Annotated in this window: 14 protein-coding genes; 5 read left to right on the top strand and 9 right to left on the bottom strand. The window is 71.3% G+C overall.

From position 1 onward, the window contains the following. Nucleotides 1-84 precede the first annotated feature (84 nt). Nucleotides 85-3243, top strand: a complete 3159-nt coding sequence (locus tag ACH35V_RS34495; RefSeq protein ID WP_395979055.1) for an ATP-binding protein — start codon at nt 85-87, stop codon at nt 3241-3243. Nucleotides 3244-3267: 24 nt separating this feature from the next. Here ACH35V_RS34495 and ACH35V_RS34490 read toward each other — a convergent pair whose 3' ends face one another. The 6 genes from ACH35V_RS34490 to ACH35V_RS34465 all read right to left on the bottom strand — a co-directional run bounded on the left by ACH35V_RS34490 (nt 3268) and on the right by ACH35V_RS34465 (nt 9056). Next, entirely contained in the window at nt 3268-4116 is an 849-nt protein-coding gene (locus tag ACH35V_RS34490) for an ABC transporter permease (protein WP_395979054.1), read from the bottom strand. Then, nucleotides 4113-5111 (bottom strand): ATP-binding cassette domain-containing protein, encoded by a 999-nt coding sequence (locus ACH35V_RS34485; RefSeq protein WP_395979053.1) that lies wholly within the window; start codon nt 5109-5111, stop codon nt 4113-4115. Before ACH35V_RS34485 ends, ACH35V_RS34490 begins: the two co-directional genes overlap by 4 nt. 22 nt (nt 5112-5133) lie before the next feature. Further along, nucleotides 5134-5712 (bottom strand): NADPH-dependent FMN reductase, encoded by a 579-nt coding sequence (locus ACH35V_RS34480; RefSeq protein WP_395979052.1) that lies wholly within the window; start codon nt 5710-5712, stop codon nt 5134-5136. A 266-nt stretch (nt 5713-5978) separates the two neighbouring features. Further along, on the bottom strand, nt 5979-7127 hold the full coding sequence (locus tag ACH35V_RS34475) for an alkaline phosphatase PhoX (RefSeq protein ID WP_395979051.1): 1149 nt from the start codon (nt 7125-7127) through the stop codon (nt 5979-5981). A gap of 247 nt (nt 7128-7374) precedes the next feature. Beyond that, the gene (locus tag ACH35V_RS34470) at nt 7375-7998 is read right to left on the bottom strand and encodes an NAD(P)H-dependent oxidoreductase (protein WP_395979050.1); all 624 of its coding nucleotides are present in this window, start codon (nt 7996-7998) and stop codon (nt 7375-7377) included. Beyond that, nucleotides 7995-9056: an LLM class flavin-dependent oxidoreductase gene (locus ACH35V_RS34465; protein ID WP_395979049.1), complete on the bottom strand. Its 1062-nt coding sequence runs from the start codon at nt 9054-9056 to the stop codon at nt 7995-7997. The genes ACH35V_RS34470 and ACH35V_RS34465 overlap by 4 nt, the downstream gene beginning before the upstream one ends. Before the next feature lie 161 nt (nt 9057-9217). On the opposite strand from ACH35V_RS34465, the gene ACH35V_RS34460 reads away from it, so the two are divergent. After that, nucleotides 9218-9706, top strand: a complete 489-nt coding sequence (locus tag ACH35V_RS34460) for a MarR family winged helix-turn-helix transcriptional regulator (RefSeq protein WP_395979048.1) — start codon at nt 9218-9220, stop codon at nt 9704-9706. A gap of 9 nt (nt 9707-9715) precedes the next feature. Here the strand turns inward: ACH35V_RS34460 and ACH35V_RS34455 are convergent, their stop codons facing one another. Continuing rightward, nucleotides 9716-10483, bottom strand: a complete 768-nt coding sequence (locus tag ACH35V_RS34455) for an aldo/keto reductase (RefSeq protein WP_395979047.1) — start codon at nt 10481-10483, stop codon at nt 9716-9718. Between the two features lie 233 nt (nt 10484-10716). On the opposite strand from ACH35V_RS34455, the gene ACH35V_RS34450 reads away from it, so the two are divergent. Next, a complete protein-coding gene (locus ACH35V_RS34450) occupies nt 10717-11289 on the top strand; it encodes a TetR/AcrR family transcriptional regulator (RefSeq protein ID WP_395979046.1) in 573 nt (190 codons plus the stop codon). 102 nt (nt 11290-11391) lie between these two features. Here the strand turns inward: ACH35V_RS34450 and ACH35V_RS34445 are convergent, their stop codons facing one another. Further along, complete coding sequence (locus tag ACH35V_RS34445) at nt 11392-12816, bottom strand: MFS transporter (RefSeq protein ID WP_395979045.1); 1425 nt, start codon at nt 12814-12816, stop codon at nt 11392-11394. A gap of 534 nt (nt 12817-13350) precedes the next feature. Here ACH35V_RS34445 and ACH35V_RS34440 point away from each other — a divergent pair. Beyond that, nucleotides 13351-14181 carry an LLM class F420-dependent oxidoreductase gene (locus tag ACH35V_RS34440; protein WP_395979044.1) on the top strand — a complete coding sequence of 277 codons (831 nt, stop codon included), beginning with the start codon at nt 13351-13353 and terminating at the stop codon, nt 14179-14181. Between the two features lie 152 nt (nt 14182-14333). On the opposite strand, the gene ACH35V_RS34435 is transcribed toward ACH35V_RS34440, so the two are convergent. Then, complete coding sequence (locus tag ACH35V_RS34435; RefSeq protein WP_395979043.1) at nt 14334-15767, bottom strand: amidase; 1434 nt, start codon at nt 15765-15767, stop codon at nt 14334-14336. Nucleotides 15768-16193: 426 nt separating this feature from the next. Here ACH35V_RS34435 and ACH35V_RS34430 point away from each other — a divergent pair, with 426 nt between their 5' ends. After that, complete coding sequence (locus ACH35V_RS34430; RefSeq protein ID WP_395979042.1) at nt 16194-17339, top strand: acyl-CoA dehydrogenase family protein; 1146 nt, start codon at nt 16194-16196, stop codon at nt 17337-17339.

Below are 17339 nucleotides of genomic sequence, written 5' to 3'. Positions count from 1 at the left end.
CGGCGCCGGCGACGATGGCGAGCGGACGGCGCGACCGGATACTTTTTATGGCAAGTGCCGTCCACGAAAGCCGACCGCCCCAAAATGACGCCAGTGCTGATCGGGAGGGACCACCCCGCCGGTGTCCTGCGTGCCGAGATGGGCCGGGCCGCCGGCAGCCACGGCGGGCTGGTCCTGATCGCGGGCGAGGCCGGGATCGGCAAGACCACGCTGGTGACCGAGGCCGTGGAGGACGCCAGGCGGCAGGGCGCGCTCGTGCTCAGCGGATCGTGCTGGGACTCGGGCAGCGCCCCCGGCTACTGGCCCTGGGTCCAGGTGATCCGGGCGCTGCGCCGGACCTCCGCGCCGGAGGAGTGGGCGGAGGTGGAGCACGCGACGGCCGGCGGGCTGTCGGTGCTGCTGGGCGAGTCCGGCACCGGCGACCCCGCCGAAGGGTTCCAGCTGTTCGACGCGGTGACGACGGCGCTGGTGTCGGTGTCGCAGTGCCGCCCGGTGGTGGTCGTCCTCGACGACCTGCACTGGGCGGACCCGGCGTCCCTCAAGCTGCTGGAGTTCGCCGCGCAGCACACGTGGTTCGAGCGGCTGCTGCTCGTCGGAACGTACCGGGACGTCGAGGTCGAATGGGCCGAGCATCCGCTGCGGGAGCGGATGCTGACGCTGGTGGCGAAGGCGACCACCGTGACGCTGACCGGCCTCGACCGGGACGCGGTCGGCGCGCTGATGGCCCGGACCGCCGGACGAGAGCCCGACGAGAACCTCGTGGACGATGTGCACCGGCGGACGGGCGGCAACCCGTTCTTCGTCGAGCAGACGGCCAGGCTGTGGCGCAGCGGCGGCTCGGTCACGGCGATCGCGCCCGGCGTCCGGGAGGCGCTGCGGCGGCGGCTCTCGCTGCTGCCCGCGGCGGTGGCCCGGCTGCTCACCGACGCGGCGGTGCTCGGACGCGAGTTCCACCGGCAGGTGCTCGCGGCCTGCGCGGCGGCGCCGGTGGCGAGCGTCGACCGGCTGCTCGACCAGGCGTCCTCGGCCCGGCTGGTGACCTCGCTCGGCGGCGGCCGGTTCGCGTTCGCGCACGACCTCGTCCGCGAGACGCTGTACGAGTCGCTCGACGAGGACGCGGCGCGGCGGCGGCACGCGGCGGCGGTCCTGGCCGTCGACGCGGCCCCGGCGCTGCGCGACAAGATGCTGGTGACGGAGCTGGCCCGGCACGCGCACCTGTCCGGCGGCGAGCTGGAGCCCGCGCGTGCGGTGGAGCTCCTGGAGGCCGCGGCCCGCGACGCCGGCGACCGGCTCGCGTTCGAGGAGGCCGCCGGCCACTACCGCCGGGCGCTGGAGCGCGCCGGCCGGGACTCGATCGCGGGCCTGCGGGTGGCGATGAACCTGGGCAGCCAGCTGCGGTCCCTGGGCGACCACGACGGCAGCCGGCGGATCTTCGACGAGACGATCGCGACCGCCCGCGCGTCCGGCAGTCCCGACATGCTCGCCCGGGTGGCGCTCGGCCTCTACCTCTACGACGAGGAGGCCGAGCGGGCCGCACTCCAGGTGGACCTTCTCCACGAGGCGCGCGACCTGCTGGACCGCACGGGCGGGGCGCCCGCCGGCGGGCCGCTGGCCGACCCGGAGTCGACCGACCATCTCGCGAAGGAGCTGGCCGTCCATCTGAGCGAGGCGGCTCGGCGGGCCGGGGACGACGACGAGCTGTCGTTCAGCCTGTGGGCCCGGTACAGCCTGATCTGGGGGCCCGGCTCCGCCGTCGAGCGCGAGGCGCTCACCAGGACGATGACCGAGGTCGGGCGCCGGACCGGCGACCAGATGATGGAGTACTTCGCCGGGTCGCTGCACTGGGTGGCGCTGCTGGAGCAGGGCGACCCGCGCTTCCTCGACCAGTACCACGCCTTCGTCGCCCAGGCGGAGCGCAGCGGGCGGCCGCGGTTCAGCCTCGCGTCGATCGCCGACCAGAGCATCATCTCGGGCTTCCTCGGCCGGTTCGGCGCGGCCGACGAGCTGCTCGACCAGGCGGACGCCTTCGGCGCCCGGATCCCGAACGAGTGGTCGATGATCTTCAAGCATGTGCGGTGGGCGCTGCGGCTGCTGGAGGGCCGGTTCGACGATTCGGACGAGCTGCACCGGGCCCTCCACGACGTCGCCCACCCATACGCGCGGCTGCTCGAAGCCCTCACGGCGGTTCAGCGCGGCGACGTGCAGGCGGCGCTCGCGCACGTCCAGCAGTTCGAGGGTGTGGCCGAGCCGTATCCGCCCACCTTCCTGCCGATGTGGCTGCGGCTGCAGGCGCAGGTGGCGGCGGACCTGCGGGACCCCGGGCTTTGCGCGAAGGCGCGCGCGGACCTCGCGCCCTACGCGGGGCTGTGGGCGGTGTCGATGTGCGGCTGCGACATCGGCGGGCCGATGAGCCACTGGTCGGCGCTGGTCGACCTGGCCGATGAGCGCTGGGACGACGCGATCGCGGGCTTCACCGAGGCGCACCGGTCCGCCGACCTGCTCCAGTCGCGTCCGTGGTCGGCCGAGGCCAGGTCGCGGCTGGCCGAGGCGCTGCTGGGCCGCGGCGGGCCGGGCGACGCGGAGGCCGCGGCCGGGCTGCTGGACGAGGCGGGCCGGGTCGCCGCCGAGATCGGGATGCGGCACGTGTCCCGGCGCGTCCGGGACCTGCGGCCCGAGCCCGCCGCCCCGGTGGAGCCGGGGAGCGTGTTCCGCTTCGACGGGCAGGTCTGGACGCTCGCCTTCGCCGGACGGACCGTCCACATGCCCGACGGCAAGGGCCTGCACGACCTGCGCACGCTGCTGGGACGTCCCGGCGTGGACGTGCCAGCCGTGCGGCTGCTGAGCCCGGACGGCGGCGAAGTCGCGGTCGCGGCCGGGCGGATGGGCGGCGACGCCGTCCTGGACGAGGAGGCCAAGGCGCAGTACAAGCGGCGCCTGGCCGTCCTGGACGAGGAGATCGACCAGGCCGCGTCGTTGGGCGACGACCGGCGGGCCGCCGAGTACGACCGGGAACGGGCCGCGCTATTGGACGAGCTGCGCGCCGCCGCCGGCCTGGCCGGACGCACCCGCCGCCTCGGCGACCAGGCCGAACGGGCCCGCAAGACCGTCACCGCCCGCATCAAGGACACCCTGCGCAAGCTCGACCAGCGGCACCCCGAGCTCGCCGGGCATCTGCGGGACGCGGTCTCCACCGGCTCGTCCTGCTCCTACCGGCCGGAACGCGAGACCGCCTGGCGCCTATGAGCGCCAGGCGATCCCGCCGTACCGCTACTTGCGGTTGTAGAGCCGCATCGTGACCGTCCCGAAGACCGCGATGAGCACGATCCCCGAGATCAGCACCCAGGTCAGCTCACCGGCGGCGGGGTCGCCCGCCATCAGGCCGCGGACGGCGTCCACGACCCGCGTCACCGGGTTGACCTCGACGAACGCCTGCAGCCAGCCGGGCATGGTGTTCGGGTTGACGAAGACGTTGCTGAGGAAGGTCAGCGGGAACAGCACGAACATGCTGACCGACATCACCGCCTTCTCGCCGCGCATCAGCAGGCCGACCATCGTCCAGACCCAGGAGAAGGCGAACGAGAACGCGACCAGCACCGCGATCCCGGCGACCACGCCGAGCGGGCCGCCGTCCGGGCGGAAGCCCAGGATCAGGCCGAGGACGAGGATCACGATCGACGCCATCGTGTACCGAAACATGTCGCCGAGCAGGTAGCCGACCATCGGCGACGGCCGCCAGATCGGCAGGCTGCGGAACCGGTCGAACACGCCCTTCTCGATGTCGATGTTGATCGCGATGCCGGTGTACATGGTGGTCATCACGACGCTCATCACCATGATCCCCGGCAGCAGGAACTGCAGGTACTCCTTGGTCGAGCCCGCCAGCGCCCCGCCGAACAGGTAGGTGAACATCAGCACCATCATCACCGGGAAGATGGTGACGTCGAACAGCTGCTCGGGCACGTGCTTGATCTTCAGCATCGCCCGCCAGCCGAAGGTGATCGACGCCGACAGGGCGCTCGGTCTTCCGGGGCGGTCGCCCCGTGCCAGCACGGTGCCGAGGGTCTCCGCTGACGGGACGTACGGCGTGGCCGTCGTCTCGTGTGTCGCGGTGCTCATGCCGCCACCTCCTTGTCCTTGGCGTCGTCGTCCGCGTGGTGACCGGTCAGGGTCAGGAAAACCTCGTCCAGGCTGGGCTGGCCGAGGGAGAAGTCGTCCACGGTGATCCCTGCGCGGGACAGCTCGGACAGCGCGCGGGACGCCTGCTCCGCCGCGCCGAGCTTGGTCTCGTCGCCGGAGATGCGGGCGGTGAGCGCCACCGGGTCGGCCTCGAGCTGGACGGACGCGCCGAGCTCCCGTGCCAGCACCTCCTCCGCCTGCGGGCGCTGCGCCGCGTCCCGCAGCCGCACGTGCACCGCGCCGGAACCGATCGACGCCTTCAGCTCCCCCGGCGTCCCCTCGGCGATCACCTTGCCGTGGTCGACGACCGCGATGCGGGCGGCGAGCTGGTCGGCCTCGTCGAGGTACTGCGTGGTCAGCAGCACCGTGGTGCCGTGCGCCACCACCAGGCGGACGATCTCCCAGACCTGGTTCCGGCTGCGCGGGTCGAGGCCGGTGGTGGGCTCGTCGAGGAACAGCAGGTCGGGGGTGTTCAGGATGCTGGCCGCGATGTCGATGCGCCGCCGCATCCCGCCCGAGTAGTTCTTGACCTGCTTGTCGGCGGCGTCCGTCAGCCCGAAGGCCTCCAGCAGCTGCGCCGCCCGGTCCCGCGCGGACGGCTTGCGGTGGCCCAGCAGCCGGCCGAGCAGGACCAGGTTCTCGGTTCCGGTGAGGTCCTCGTCCACCGACGCGTACTGCCCGGTCAGGCTCACCTTGCCGCGGACGGCGTCGGCCTCCTTCTTGACGTCGTGGCCGAACACCCGGGCCTGCCCGCCGTCCGGCCGCAGCAGGGTGGCCAGCACGCGCACGGCCGTGGTCTTCCCTGCGCCGTTCGGGCCGAGCACCCCGTACACCGTGCCGGTGGGCACCTGGAGGTCGAGGCCGTCGAGGGCCCGTGTCTTCCCGAAGGTCTTGACCAGCCCTTCGGTCTCGATCGCCAAATCTCGCTGACTCATGATCTGTCCTTCCGTATGTGGTTCAGGAGACGTAGGGGCGCACTGCGCGGGCGTCCCGCAACGCCAGGCCCCACCAGGTGAGCTGGTCGAGCATCGACTTGACGCTCTGCGCCGGCAGCTCCGCCGCGCAGGGCCGGCCGCAGTCGTCGACGCTTCCGTCCAGCAGGTCGAAGCTCACCCGGCAGGGCATGGTCACGCTGTGCAGACCCGTGAAGACCGTGCGGAGCTGCTCCACCGCGTACAGCCCGGTGGAGCCCATCCCGTACGACACGAAGCCGACCGGTTTGGCCTGCCACTCGTCGTAGGCGTAGTCGATCGCCTCCTTCAACGCGGCCGGGAAGCTGCGGTTGTACTCGGGGGTGACCACCACGAAGGCGTCCGCCCCGCCGACCCGGGCGGTGAACTCGGCGACGCCCGGGGTGGCCGCCTTCGGGTACCGGTCCGGGAACCGCGCGTCCAGCAGGTCGATGACGGCCACGTCGAGGTCGGCGCGCTGCCGCGCCTGCTCCGCGAACCAGCAGCCGATCCGGTCGCCCACCCGTCCCTCGCGGGTGCTGCCGACGATGACCGCCACCCGCAGGGGCGCCGCATCATGGATCATCGGATGCCTCCCATAGGTCTCGGGTGTTCACCCCGAAGGCGCCAGAACCCGCGCGACCCCCGCTAGATCCGATCTAGCACACGACTATGACATTCGCGCGATGGCGCGAGATAGAGGCCGACCGGCGGCGGAGCGCATTGCCCCCGTCCTGCCGAATCGCCGCCGGAGGGGATGCCGCCGGACATGCAAAGGGCGTCCAGCGCCTGGGGGGCAGGCGCTGGACGCCGGTGGGGCCGGCCTGGCGCGGGGCCGGCCGGGGTCGGACGTCAGGTGCGGAACGGGCCGGTGACCTCGTAGGTGATGCCGGACCCGGAGGTGCCGCGCTGGGACGAGAAGTACAGCCGGTTCCCGGCGGGGGTGAACGCCGGGCCCGCGATCTCCGACGAGCTCTGCCCGTTGATCCGCAGGAACACCGAGATCTTGTCGTCCGGGGTGATCAGGCAGATCTCCATGTTGCCGCCGTCCTCGGCGACGTACAGGTCGCCGGCGGTGGAGCCGGTGATGTTGTCGACGCCGGTGAGCGGGGCCGGACCCGGGCTGACGAGGCTGTCGTCGTAGGCGAGCTCGAACGTGCTGGTGGCCAGGTTGAACTGCCACACCCGGTTGTCGCCCTTGGTGGTGATCCAGACGGTGTCGCCCGCGTAGTGGCAGCCCTCTCCCCCGTTGAAGACCTTCATGCCGGAGACCTGGTCGCGGGTCGGGGTCGGCGAGCCGTCGGGGTCGGGGACATTCGCCCAGGAGAACGAGCCGGACGTCCCGGACCCGCCGGTCAGGACCTGGAGGGTGCCCGAGGACAGGTTCCCCCAGGTGGCCGGGATGAAGCGGTAGAAGCCGCCGTCGCTCGCGTCCTCGGTGAGGTAGATGACCTTGCGGACCGGGTCGGCGGCGGCGGCCTCGTGGTTCCAGCGCCCCATCGCGTCGCGGCGGGTGGCGGGGGCGCCCCACGGGTCGCACTCCCACACGTAGCCGGTGCTGACCTCTTCGCACGACAGCCAGGTGTTCCAGGGCGTGGCGCCGCCCGCACAGTTGCGGTTGGTGCCCGACAGGATCCGGTACGCCGAGGTGACGTTGCCGGTGGAGCCGAAGCGGAGCGCGGAGGCGCCGCCCGAGCCCGACACCTCGGAGTTGGACACGTAGATCCAGCCGGTGCCGTCGGCGAAGACGGCCCCGCCGTCGGGCGCGCTGTGCCAGGTGTAGGACGTGCCGGGCACCGTCTGGCCGGACCGGGCGACGATCCGGCTGGTGAACCCGGCCGGGAGCTGGATGCCGTTGGCGTCGGCGGCCTGCAGGGCCCCGTACGGGCCGGGGCCGAGCTGGGCGGGGGCGGCGAGGGCGGCGTTCTGCCAGAGGGTTCCGGAGAACGCGACGGCTCCCGTCCCGAGGACCGACGTGCGCAGGAAGGTACGACGTTTCATCCGAGATGTCTCCTGACGACTGGGGGTGAGACGATCCGTTGCCGCGGCATCACCGAAGGTAAGGAGACATGGCAAAATCCGCGCCCGTCCGGGGTGAACACCGGCCAGCATGAAAATGGCCAATTTCCACCCGGACATTGTTCGATCAATTAGTCTTCGTCGCCGATCATCGACACCATGAAAATGGTCCAGAAATCGAGGCCGCCGCGACCTCGATTTCTGGACATCCGCGCATTGAGCGGCTCGATCAATTATTTGAATGGTGTCGGTATGCGCCGGCCCGCGCACCGGTCGCGCGGGCCCGCAGGAGGTCCGCCACGTCGGTGAGGCCCGTCTGGACGCGTCCGTACACGCGGGGGTTGAGCAGCGTCGCGCCGTCGAAGTCCCCCGCGTTCGCGAAGATCGCGACGGGCACGGTCAGCGCCTGGAAGAAGGCGAAGAGGGGCCGCATGGCGTGCTCCAGGACGAGCGCGTGGTGGTCGCCCCCGCCCGTCGCGGCGAGCAGGACGGGCTTGCCGGCCAGCGCGTACTGCTCGACGAGATCGAAGAAGTGCTTGAACATGCCGGGATAGGAACCGCGGAACACCGGCGCCGCCGCGATCAGGAGGTCGGCGTCCTCGGCGAGCCGGAGCGCGGCCTCGACCTCGGGCGTGACGCCGTCGCGCTCGATCGCGCCGGTGAACCCCGGCCCCAGGCCGTACACGTCGATCCGGGACGTCTCGATGGGGAGCATCTCTTTCAGCGTGTCGAGGACGACGTCCACGAGCCCCATCGTCTTGGACGGCCGGCTCGGGCTGCCGTTGACGACCACGACCCGCAACACCGCGCCGTCCCCGGCCGCAGCGGGTGTTTCCGCCTCGATGACGGTCATGCCGCCCTCCCCACGCGCATGGCGGTCTCGCGGCGCACGACCGGCGCCACCTCGGTGCCGAGCCGCTCGATCGCCTCAAGGTGCTCTTTCTGCGGCATCCCGCCGAAGCCCATCTGGATGACGGCGCGGTTCAGCCCGTACAGCTCGTGATAGGCGAGCAGCTTGTCGATGACCTCCTGCGAACTCCCCACCAGCAGACCCGCCCTCGGCGACGACTGCGCGTCGAAGGCCGCCCGGGGCAGAAGGAGTCCTTTGCCCCGCTGATGATTGTTGTCCGCCATGCCTTTCGCGAAGTACGGGTACATGACGTCTCTCGCCTGCCGGCTGGTTCGTCCGACGTAGCCGTGCGTGTTGATGCTGATCGGCAGCGCGCCCGCGTCATGCCCGGCCTCCGCGGCGGACTCCCGGTAGAGGTCGACGGTCTGCTCGTGGAAGGTCAGCGGGCCCAGCAGCAGGGCGAGCGCCATGGGCAGGCCGAGCCGTCCGGTGCTGATCGCGGACGCCGGCGACCCGCCGACGCCGACCCAGATCGGCAGCGCGGCGCCGTCGGCGCGGGGCGCGATGTCGGCGTCGGCCAGCGGCGCCCGGAACCGTCCCTGCCAGGTGAGCGGGTTCCGCTCGCGGATCCTGAGCAGGAGGTCGAGCTTCTCCCTGAACAGGTCGGCGTAGTCCTTGAGGTCGTGGCCGAAGAGCGGGAACGACTCGGTGTAGGAGCCGCGCCCGGCGATGATCTCGGCCCGGCCCGCCGACAGCAGGTCGATCGTCGCGAACTGCTCCCAGACGCGGACCGGGTCCTCCGAGCCGAGCACGGTGACCGCGCTGGTCAGCCGGATGCGCTCGGTCGCCTCGGCCGCGGCCGCCAGCAGGATGGACGGCGCCGATCCGACGAAGTCGGAGCGGTGGTGCTCGCCGACGCCGAACACGTCCAGCCCGACCTCGTCGGCGACCCTCGCCTGCTCGATCGTCTCGCGGACGCGCTGCCGCGGCGATGGCGCGGCGCCGGTGACGGGATCCTCCGTGATCTCGCCGAACGTCATGATGCCGATCTCGAATGCCATGTCCGGTCCTCTCGTCGGCGGCCCGGCGCGCGTGCCGCGCCCTGCCGCTTGGCTGCCGGCGGGTCCGGAGCGGTCCCGGCCGGTACGACGCGAACAACTTGCATGCGCAGACAAATATTCCGGGTTGGCCGCGGGGGGCGCCGTCCGGATACCGTGCCGACATGGCGACCGACCGGCTGCGGGACCTTGAGCAGGAGGCTTGGGGAGGGTTCCTGTACACCCACGAACGGCTCTGGCGCGCGCTGGAGGCGGGGCTCGCCCCGCTGAACGTGAGCATGGCCGAGTACAGCGTGCTGTCCCTGCTCTACGAGGCCGGCGCGCAGGGCATGCGCATGTCGGAGCTGGCCCAGCGCCGCCTGATGTCCAGCGGCGGGTTCACGCGCCTCGCCGACCGCCTGCAGAGCCGCGGCCTGATCGAACGGCGGCGGTCGGCCCTCGACGGCCGCGGCTTCGACGCGACCTTGACCGCCGAGGGCCGGGCCCTGATCCGCCGGGCCCGCCGGCGGCACCACGCCGACCTGCGCGAACTGTTCTTCGACCGGCTGGACGACGACCGCCTGCGCACCCTCGCCGAGACCTGGGCCGTCCTCGACCCCGACACCGGCCCTGGCGACACGGCCCGCGAAACGCGAAAGACGTCCTCTCCCTAGAGGTCGTCCCTAGGTGAGGGCGTCGATCGCGGCGACGTCTTCCCCGGTGAGCTCGAAGCCCTCCAGGTCGAAGTTGGAGGCGATGCGCTCCCGGCGCGACGACCTGGGGAGGATCACGATGTCGTGTTCCAGATGCCAGCGGAGGACGACCTGGGCGGGCGTGACCCCGTGCCGCTGGGCGATCTCGGTCAGGACCGGATCGCTCAGATCGGTGTTCTTCAGGCCGCTGTAGCCCTCGACGACGATCCCCCGGCGACGATGCTCGTCCAGCCGGGCCGGATCGTGCCGGACCGGGCTCCACGAGATCTGATTCACCGCCGGCTGCTCCCCGGTGGCCTCGGTCAGCTGGTCGATCTGCGCCGTGCTGTAGTTGCTGACCCCGACATTGCGAGCCAGTCCCGCACTCTTGGCGGACAAGAGCTCCTTCCACGTCGGGACGAGCTCTTCCGATCCGGTCGGCCAATGGACCAGCCAGAGATCCACGTAGCCGGTGTCGAGTTGCCGAAGGCTCGTCTCCAAGGCGCGACGGGCGTGCCGCGCGTCCCGCGGGTGCAGCTTCGTGGTGACGAAGACCTGCTCACGGTCCACGCCGCTGTCCTTCACGGCCCTGCCGACGTCCTCCTCGTTCTTGTACAACGTCGCGGTGTCGACATGCCGATAACCGATCTCGAGCGCCGCGCGCACCGACTCGTACGCCGTCCCGCTCCGCAGCTCCCACGTCCCGAATCCGATCAACGGCAGCGCGGTCCCACCCGGAAGATTCACAGTCTGAGTCATGCACCACATTCTGCCCCAACGCCCGCCGCGGGAACGGGCGGGGCCGCATTTATTCTGCTCTCGCGGGAGACCGATCAGCGCGACTCCACTATTGGCTTGGACGGGCTCCCACGGCCGGCGGACGGTCCGGTAAGTCAATTATGAACATCCTGGTATACTTCGTGATCCAGCGATCGGGCGGGAGAACGCGGATGGCGGAAGCTGAGTCGGCGCGGCGGTCGAGGCGCCGGCAGATGTCGAAGGACGAACGGCGCGCGGAGATCATCCGGGTCGCCGCCGACCTCTTCGAGAAATTGGGGTACGCCCGCGCCTCCATGGACGACATCGCCGCCGCGGTCGGAATCGGAAAGCCCACTCTGTATCACTACTTCCGCAGTAAGTCGGAACTGCTGTGGTACATGCACGAGGAGCTGATCGACGGCCTCATCGATTCGCACGGCGCGCGGGTCGAGCAGGGATTGGAGCCGGCCGAACTGCTGCGCGGCGTGATCCATGACTTTCTGGAGAACATCGCGACCAGGCGCGGCCAGTGCCGGGTCTTCTTCGAGAACCACCGCGAGCTTCCGGACGCCGATCTCGCCGTCGCCACCGAGAAACGCGCCCGGTACGAGGCGATGGTGCAGGACGTCGTCCGCGACGGCATCGCCGCCGGAACGTTCCGGAAGGTCGACGCCAAACTGTTCAGCCTCGCGATATTCGGCATGAGCAACTGGGCCTACCAGTGGTACCGCCCGGACGGGGAACTCACGCACGACGAGATCGCCGACGCGTTCTGGGACTACGCCTACCGCGGCCTGAGGCCCTGACGGCAGGGCCTGAGGCCCTGACGGCAGGGTCTGAGGCCCTGACGGCCGGGGTCGTCAGGGCCTCAGACCGGCAGGGCCTCAGACCGGCGGGCGGTCAGGCGGTCAGGCGGTGCTGACCGTGCCCGCCTCGTCCGGTCCCGGGCCGGCGCCCGCGCCGCCCGGCTCGTCCTCGCCTGGCGGCACCGGATCCTCGATGTCGTTCCGGTAGGTCTCGGGCAGCAGGAGCACCGAGACGACGGTGATGAGGCAGACGCCTGCCATGTAGGCCGCGATCGCCACCCATGAACCCGTCCAGGCGTAGAGGGACGTGGCGATGAGCGGTGCCAGCGCGCCGCCGATCACCGAGGCCACCTGGATGCTCAGCGACATCGCCGAGTAGCGGGTCGCGGTCGGGAACGTCTCGGCGAAGAAGGCGCCCTGCGGCGCGTACATCGTCGTGTGCAGCAGCCCCAGGCCGACGATGAACGCGAACGCGATGACGATGGGCGACTCGGTGTTGAGCAGCGGCCAGAAGGCGAACGCCCACACCCCGAGCATCAGCGAACCGGCCGTCAGCATCGTCTTGCGGCCGATGCGGTCCGACAGCGCTCCCGCGACGGGGAGCATGACGAGCTGGACCCCTGCGCCGAGCAGCACGCCCAGCAGGATCCTGCTCTTCGGCATGTCGAGGATGTCCTCGTTGGTCCCGTAGGCGACGGCGAAGGTCATGAACAGGTAGTAGGTGACGTTGATGCCGACGTACGCGCCGCCGATGAGCACGATCTTCCTCGGGTAGCGGCTCAGCGCCTCCAGGACGGGCGAGCGTCCCACGGGCGGCTTCGGCCGCTTGACCGTGTCGGCCTTCGCGGCGCGCTGCAGGCGCTTGAACGCCTGGGTCTCCTCGATCCGCATCTGGATGTAGATCGTCAGCCCGAGCAGGGCGACGCTGGCGAGGAACGGCAGCCGCCAGCCCCAGGCGTCGAAGGACTCCGACGTGGTGACCAGGTCCGCGACGAGGAAGGCGAGGTTGCCGACCAGGATCCCCGCGGGCCCGCCGGCGAGCGCGAAGCTGGAGAAGAACCCGCGGCGGTCGGACGGCGCGCTCTCCAGCGCCAGCAGGATCACCCCGCCGGTCTGGCCGCCGAGCGCGATCCCCTGGACGAGCCGCAGCAGCACCAGCAGGAGCGGGGCCGCCGGTCCGATGGCGTCGTAGGTGGGCAGCACGCCGATCAGCGTGGTGCCGAGGCCCATCGTCAGGAGCACCATGACGAGGGACCGCTTGCGGCCGTGTACGTCGCCGAGATGGCCGAAGATCACCGCGCCGAGCGGCCGGGCGACGAACCCGACGGCGAACGTCGAGAAGGACAGCAGGGCCCCGGCGAGCGGGCTGTGCCCGGGGAAGAACAGATCGGGGAAGACCAGCGCCGCGGCGGTCCCGTAGATGAAGAAGTCGTAGTTCTCGATGCTCGACGCCGCCAGCGCCGCGGCGGCGATCCTCAGCGTGCCCTTCTTGGGCGCTTCTTTCGCGGGTGTCGTTCCGGAGGCCATCCGCGTTTTCCTTTCAACGACGTGGCGGACCGCCCGCCGGCGGTCTCCCGGTCACTCGCCGCGCGTGGAAAGTGTTGTCGCCCAGGGTTGTCCGCCGCCGGGTCGACATTTTCCCGCCTCGGCTCAGGTGCGCGCTGATACCCCCGGGGCAGCGCCTTGAGAATCGGCCGCGACGTCATTGAAGGCGCCGATTCATATGTCAGCTCACGTCACTTCGGATGTGGCCGTCCGGTGCGGTCGCGGTGGTGCGGCCACCGCTTCGGACTCGCGGCCCGCGCCCGCCTTATGAGCGGAGCAGCCGGCCAATCCCCATCCTCCCGACCGACCGGTCGGGCGTACAAGTACGATTGCAGGTGAGAGGGGGCGTGTCAACCCTTGGGATCATGATCCATTACCATTGTGCCGTTGCCGCTCTGGGGCCCGTCCTTCTAGGATCCAGATGTCGATACGAGAAATTCAGCGATCTCCCTCCCGGCGAATCGCGCTCGGTTCCGCCGGAGAAATGGGCAGGACGATGAGAAGGCCGGTGACCCCGTGAAGTTCGGCATCTACACGCTATTGACGGCCGCGAGCGTCCGGCCGGACGTATTGGCCCGCGCGGCGGAGGAGCGCGGCTTCGACTCGCTGTTCATCGCCGAGCACTCGCACATTCCCGTCAGGCGCGAGACCCTCTGGCAGGGCCGCGCCGAGCTGCCCGACGCCTACTACCGCACGCTGGCCCCGTTCACGGCGCTCGCCGCGGCCTCGGTGGCGACGTCCACCCTCCTGCTCGGCACCGCCGTCGCGCTCCTCCCCCAGCGGGACCCGATCCACACCGCCAAGGAGGTCGCGACCCTCGACGTGCTCTCCGGCGGCCGCGCGCTCCTCGGCGTCGGCGTCGGCTGGAACCGCGAGGAGATGCGCAACCACGGCACCGACCCGCGCACCAGGGGCGCCCGGCTGGACGAGCAGCTCGCCGCGATCAAGGCGATCTGGACCGAGGACGAGGCCGAGTTCCACGGCGAGCACGTGGACTTCGACCCGATCCACCTCTGGCCGAAGCCCGTCCGGCGGCCGCATCCGCCGATCTACGTCGGGGGCGAGAGCCCGGCGGCGCTCGCCCGGGTCGTCCGGCACGGCGACGGCTGGCTGCCGCGCGCCGCGACCCCGCCAGCCGAGATCCGCCGGGTCGCCGGGCTGTTCGCCGAGCGCGGCCGTCCCGGCGTCCCGATCACGCTCTGCGGCCTGGACGCCGACCCCCGGGCGGTCACGGAACTCGCGGACGCGGGCGTGGAACGAATCGGCCTCGCCCTCCCCACCACGGCAGAAACCGAATCGCTCCACGCCCTGGACGCCCTCGCGGCCTTCGCCAACGACCTCCGCTAGCACGGCCCGCCCCTCCGGCCTCCGGGCGGCGCTCCGATTTCCGCCGGGCGCACCTGGTGGCCGGTGCCGGGGCGACCCGCCGCGACGTGACCGGCCGGCGCCCGCGCGGGCGCGCCGACAGGGCGGGCGGCGTGGCGTGCGGCGCCACAGGGTCAGGAGGTCGCGGCGGTGGTCCGGCGCTGGGACGGGGCCGGAGGGCGTCGGTCCGTCATGGGCAGTGCCCGCTCGACCGCGCGGGCCACCGCCAGGACCAGTGCCTCGGCATGGCGCGGGCCCACGATCTGGAGGCCGATCGGCAGGCCGGCGGCGGTGAATCCGATCGGGACGCTGATCGCGGGCTGGTGGGTCATGTTGAACGGGTAGGTGAACGGCGTCCATTCGGCCCAGTCGTTCAGGCCGCTGCCCGGCGGGACGTCGTGCCCGGCCTCGAAGGCGGGGATCGGGACCGTCGGGGTGATCAGCACGTCGTGGCGGGTGTGGAACTCGCCCATCCGGACGGCGAGCGCCAGCCGCTCCGCCTCCGCGGCCAGGTAGTCGCCCGCCGAGTAGGTGAGCCCGCGCTCGATCACGGCGCGCAGCCCGGGGTCGACGCCGTCGGCGCGGGCGTCGAAGACGTCCAGCCACTTCGAGGCGCCCGCGCACCACAGCACGTCGAACGCGGGAAGCGGGTCGGGGAAGCCCGGGTCGGCGGCTTCGACGCGCATGCCCGCGTCCTGGAGCGCCTGCGCGGCGGACGCGGCGGCGGCGGCGATCTCGGGGTCGACGCGGACGTACCCGAGGTCGGCGGAGAAGGCGGCGGACACCCCGCGGACGTCCCGGTCGGCGGCCTGGCCGTAGGGGCCGTCGTGGAGGCCGAGGTCGTAGGGGTCGCGGTGGTCGGGCGACGCGAGGACGTCGAGGAGGCGCGCGACGTCGTCCACCGTGCGGGCGATCGGTCCGGCGTGCGCCAGGACGGCGAGCGAGCTGAGCGGGTACTGCGGGACGCGGCCGTGCGTGGGCTTGAAGCCGACGACGCCGCAGAACGCGGCGGGGATGCGGATCGAGCCGCCGCCGTCGGTGCCGACCGACAGGGGCCCCATGCCGGTGGCGACCGCGACCGCGCTGCCTCCGCTGGAGCCGCCCGGCGTGCGGGACGTGTCCCACGGGTTGCGCGTGATCCCGGTGAGCGGGTTGTCGCAGACGCCCTTCCACCCCATCTCCGGGGTGGTGGTCTTGCCGAGCAGGACGAGCCCGCCCTCCCGGAGGCGGGCGGCCACCGGGCTGTCGACGTCCCACGCCTGGGCGGGGTCGATGCGCCGCGAGCCGCGGAGCGTCGGCCAGCCGCGGGTGAGGAACAGGTCCTTGATCGACATCGGCACGCCGTCGAGGGGGCCGAGCGGGGTCTGGTCGCGCCAGCGCTTCTCGGCGGCGCGGGCCGTCTCCAGCGCCTGCTCGGGGTCGACCAGGGCGAAGGCGTTGACGTCGGCGTCGCGCTCCCGGATCGCGTCGAGGGCCGCGGTCGCCGCCTCCACCGGAGAGAGCGTCCCGGCGGCGTAGGCATTGACGAGTTCGCCTGCGGTCGGCACATTGTTCAGATCGTCGGCCATCCGTCCTCCTGGGAATTCGAGTGACGATGTCTATTCCGCCGCTGACGGCGGTGAAATACGCCGGGGACGAGTCCGCGGCGGACGACGATCAGGTTGATCTGGTGATGTTCATGCAGGTCACAGGCCGGTCCGGCTCTATCGACCGACCGGTCGGGCGACTCCAGTTAACCTCGTCCTCGCGAGGCCGTCAACCCCCGGATTTCCGGGATTGACATTTCGCCGGAGACCGTAGTTCCATCCGAATCAGGCGGGTGCGGGAACCCATTCGGCGCCGCGCCGGCATAACACCGAGCCTGAATTGCGAGGAGCGGTTCGCGTCCGCCTGAACGCAGGGCCGGGGGCTCCCGGGCGGGCGTTGACATCGGCCCGGGGGCATGGAAAAGTCGAAGCCGACCGACTAGTCGGTCGAATGGAAGGTGACGGCGTATGGACTTCAGCATCCCGGCCGAGCTCAGCATGTTCGTCGACTCGGTGCGCCGGTTCCGCGAGCGGGAACTGATGCCGCTGGAGCCGCGCTTCCTCACCGAGGGCAAGCTCTCCCCCGACGAGCGCCGCGAACTCCAGGAGAAGGCCAGGGAGCATGGGCTTTGGGCGTTGGACGTCCCGGAGGAGTACGGCGGCCAGGGCATGGGCACGCTCGCCGCCTGCCTGGTCGCCGAGGAGCTGTACAAGCATCCGGCGATGTTCGACTTCGGCGGCAGCCCCGAACCGGTCCTCTACGAGGGCGACGACGAGCAGAAGAAGCGGTACCTGTATCCGGTCATCGCGGGCGAGCGGCGCAGCTGCTACGCGTTCACCGAGCCGGGCACCGGCTCGGACTTCGCCCGCATCACCACGACGGCGGTGCGCAGCGGCGACGACTGGGTCATCAACGGCACGAAGATCTTCATCTCCGAGGTGGACCGCGCCGACTTCTGCATCCTGTTCGCCAGCACCGACCCGGGCGCCGGAAGCCGCGGCATCACCTGCTTCCTGGTGGACATGGGCACGCCCGGCTTCGACGCGTCCCGGCCGATCCCCACCATGGGGGACGACTGGGAGCCGTACGAGCTGTCGTTCACCGACTGCGTCGTCCCGGACTCGGCCAGGCTCGGCCCGGTCGGCGGCGGCTGGGCGCTGGCGAACGAGCAGCTGACGCACGGCCGCCTCAAGATCGCCGCCTACCAGCTCGGCATCGCGCAGCGGTGCATCGACATGGCCGTCGAGTGGGCGAAGCAGCGCGTGACCTGGGGCAAGCCCATCGCGACGCGGCAGGCGGTGCAGTGGATGCTGGCCGACTCCGCCGTCGAGCTGGACGCGGCCCGCTTCCTGGTCTACCGGGCCGCGTGGATGGCGGACGAGGGCGAGCCGATCCGCAACGAGGCGTTCATGGCCAAGCTCTACGCGACCGAGATGGCCCAGCGCGTCACCGACCGCTGCCTGCAGATCTTCGGCGGCCTCGGCTACAGCAAGGAGCTGCCGATCCAGAGCTTCTACCGGCAGGTGCGCGTGTGGCGGATCGGGCACGGCTCGTCCGAGATCCACCGCTGGATGATCGCGCGTAACCTGCTCGGCCTGTCGTCACGGGACTGA

The sequence above is a fragment of the Actinomadura sp. 1N219 genome (genome assembly GCF_044326405.1).
Lineage (GTDB): Bacteria > Actinomycetota > Actinomycetes > Streptosporangiales > Streptosporangiaceae > Spirillospora.
The sequence above is the reverse complement of the archived record's forward strand: the minus strand, read 5'-3'. Positions and strand labels throughout refer to the sequence as shown.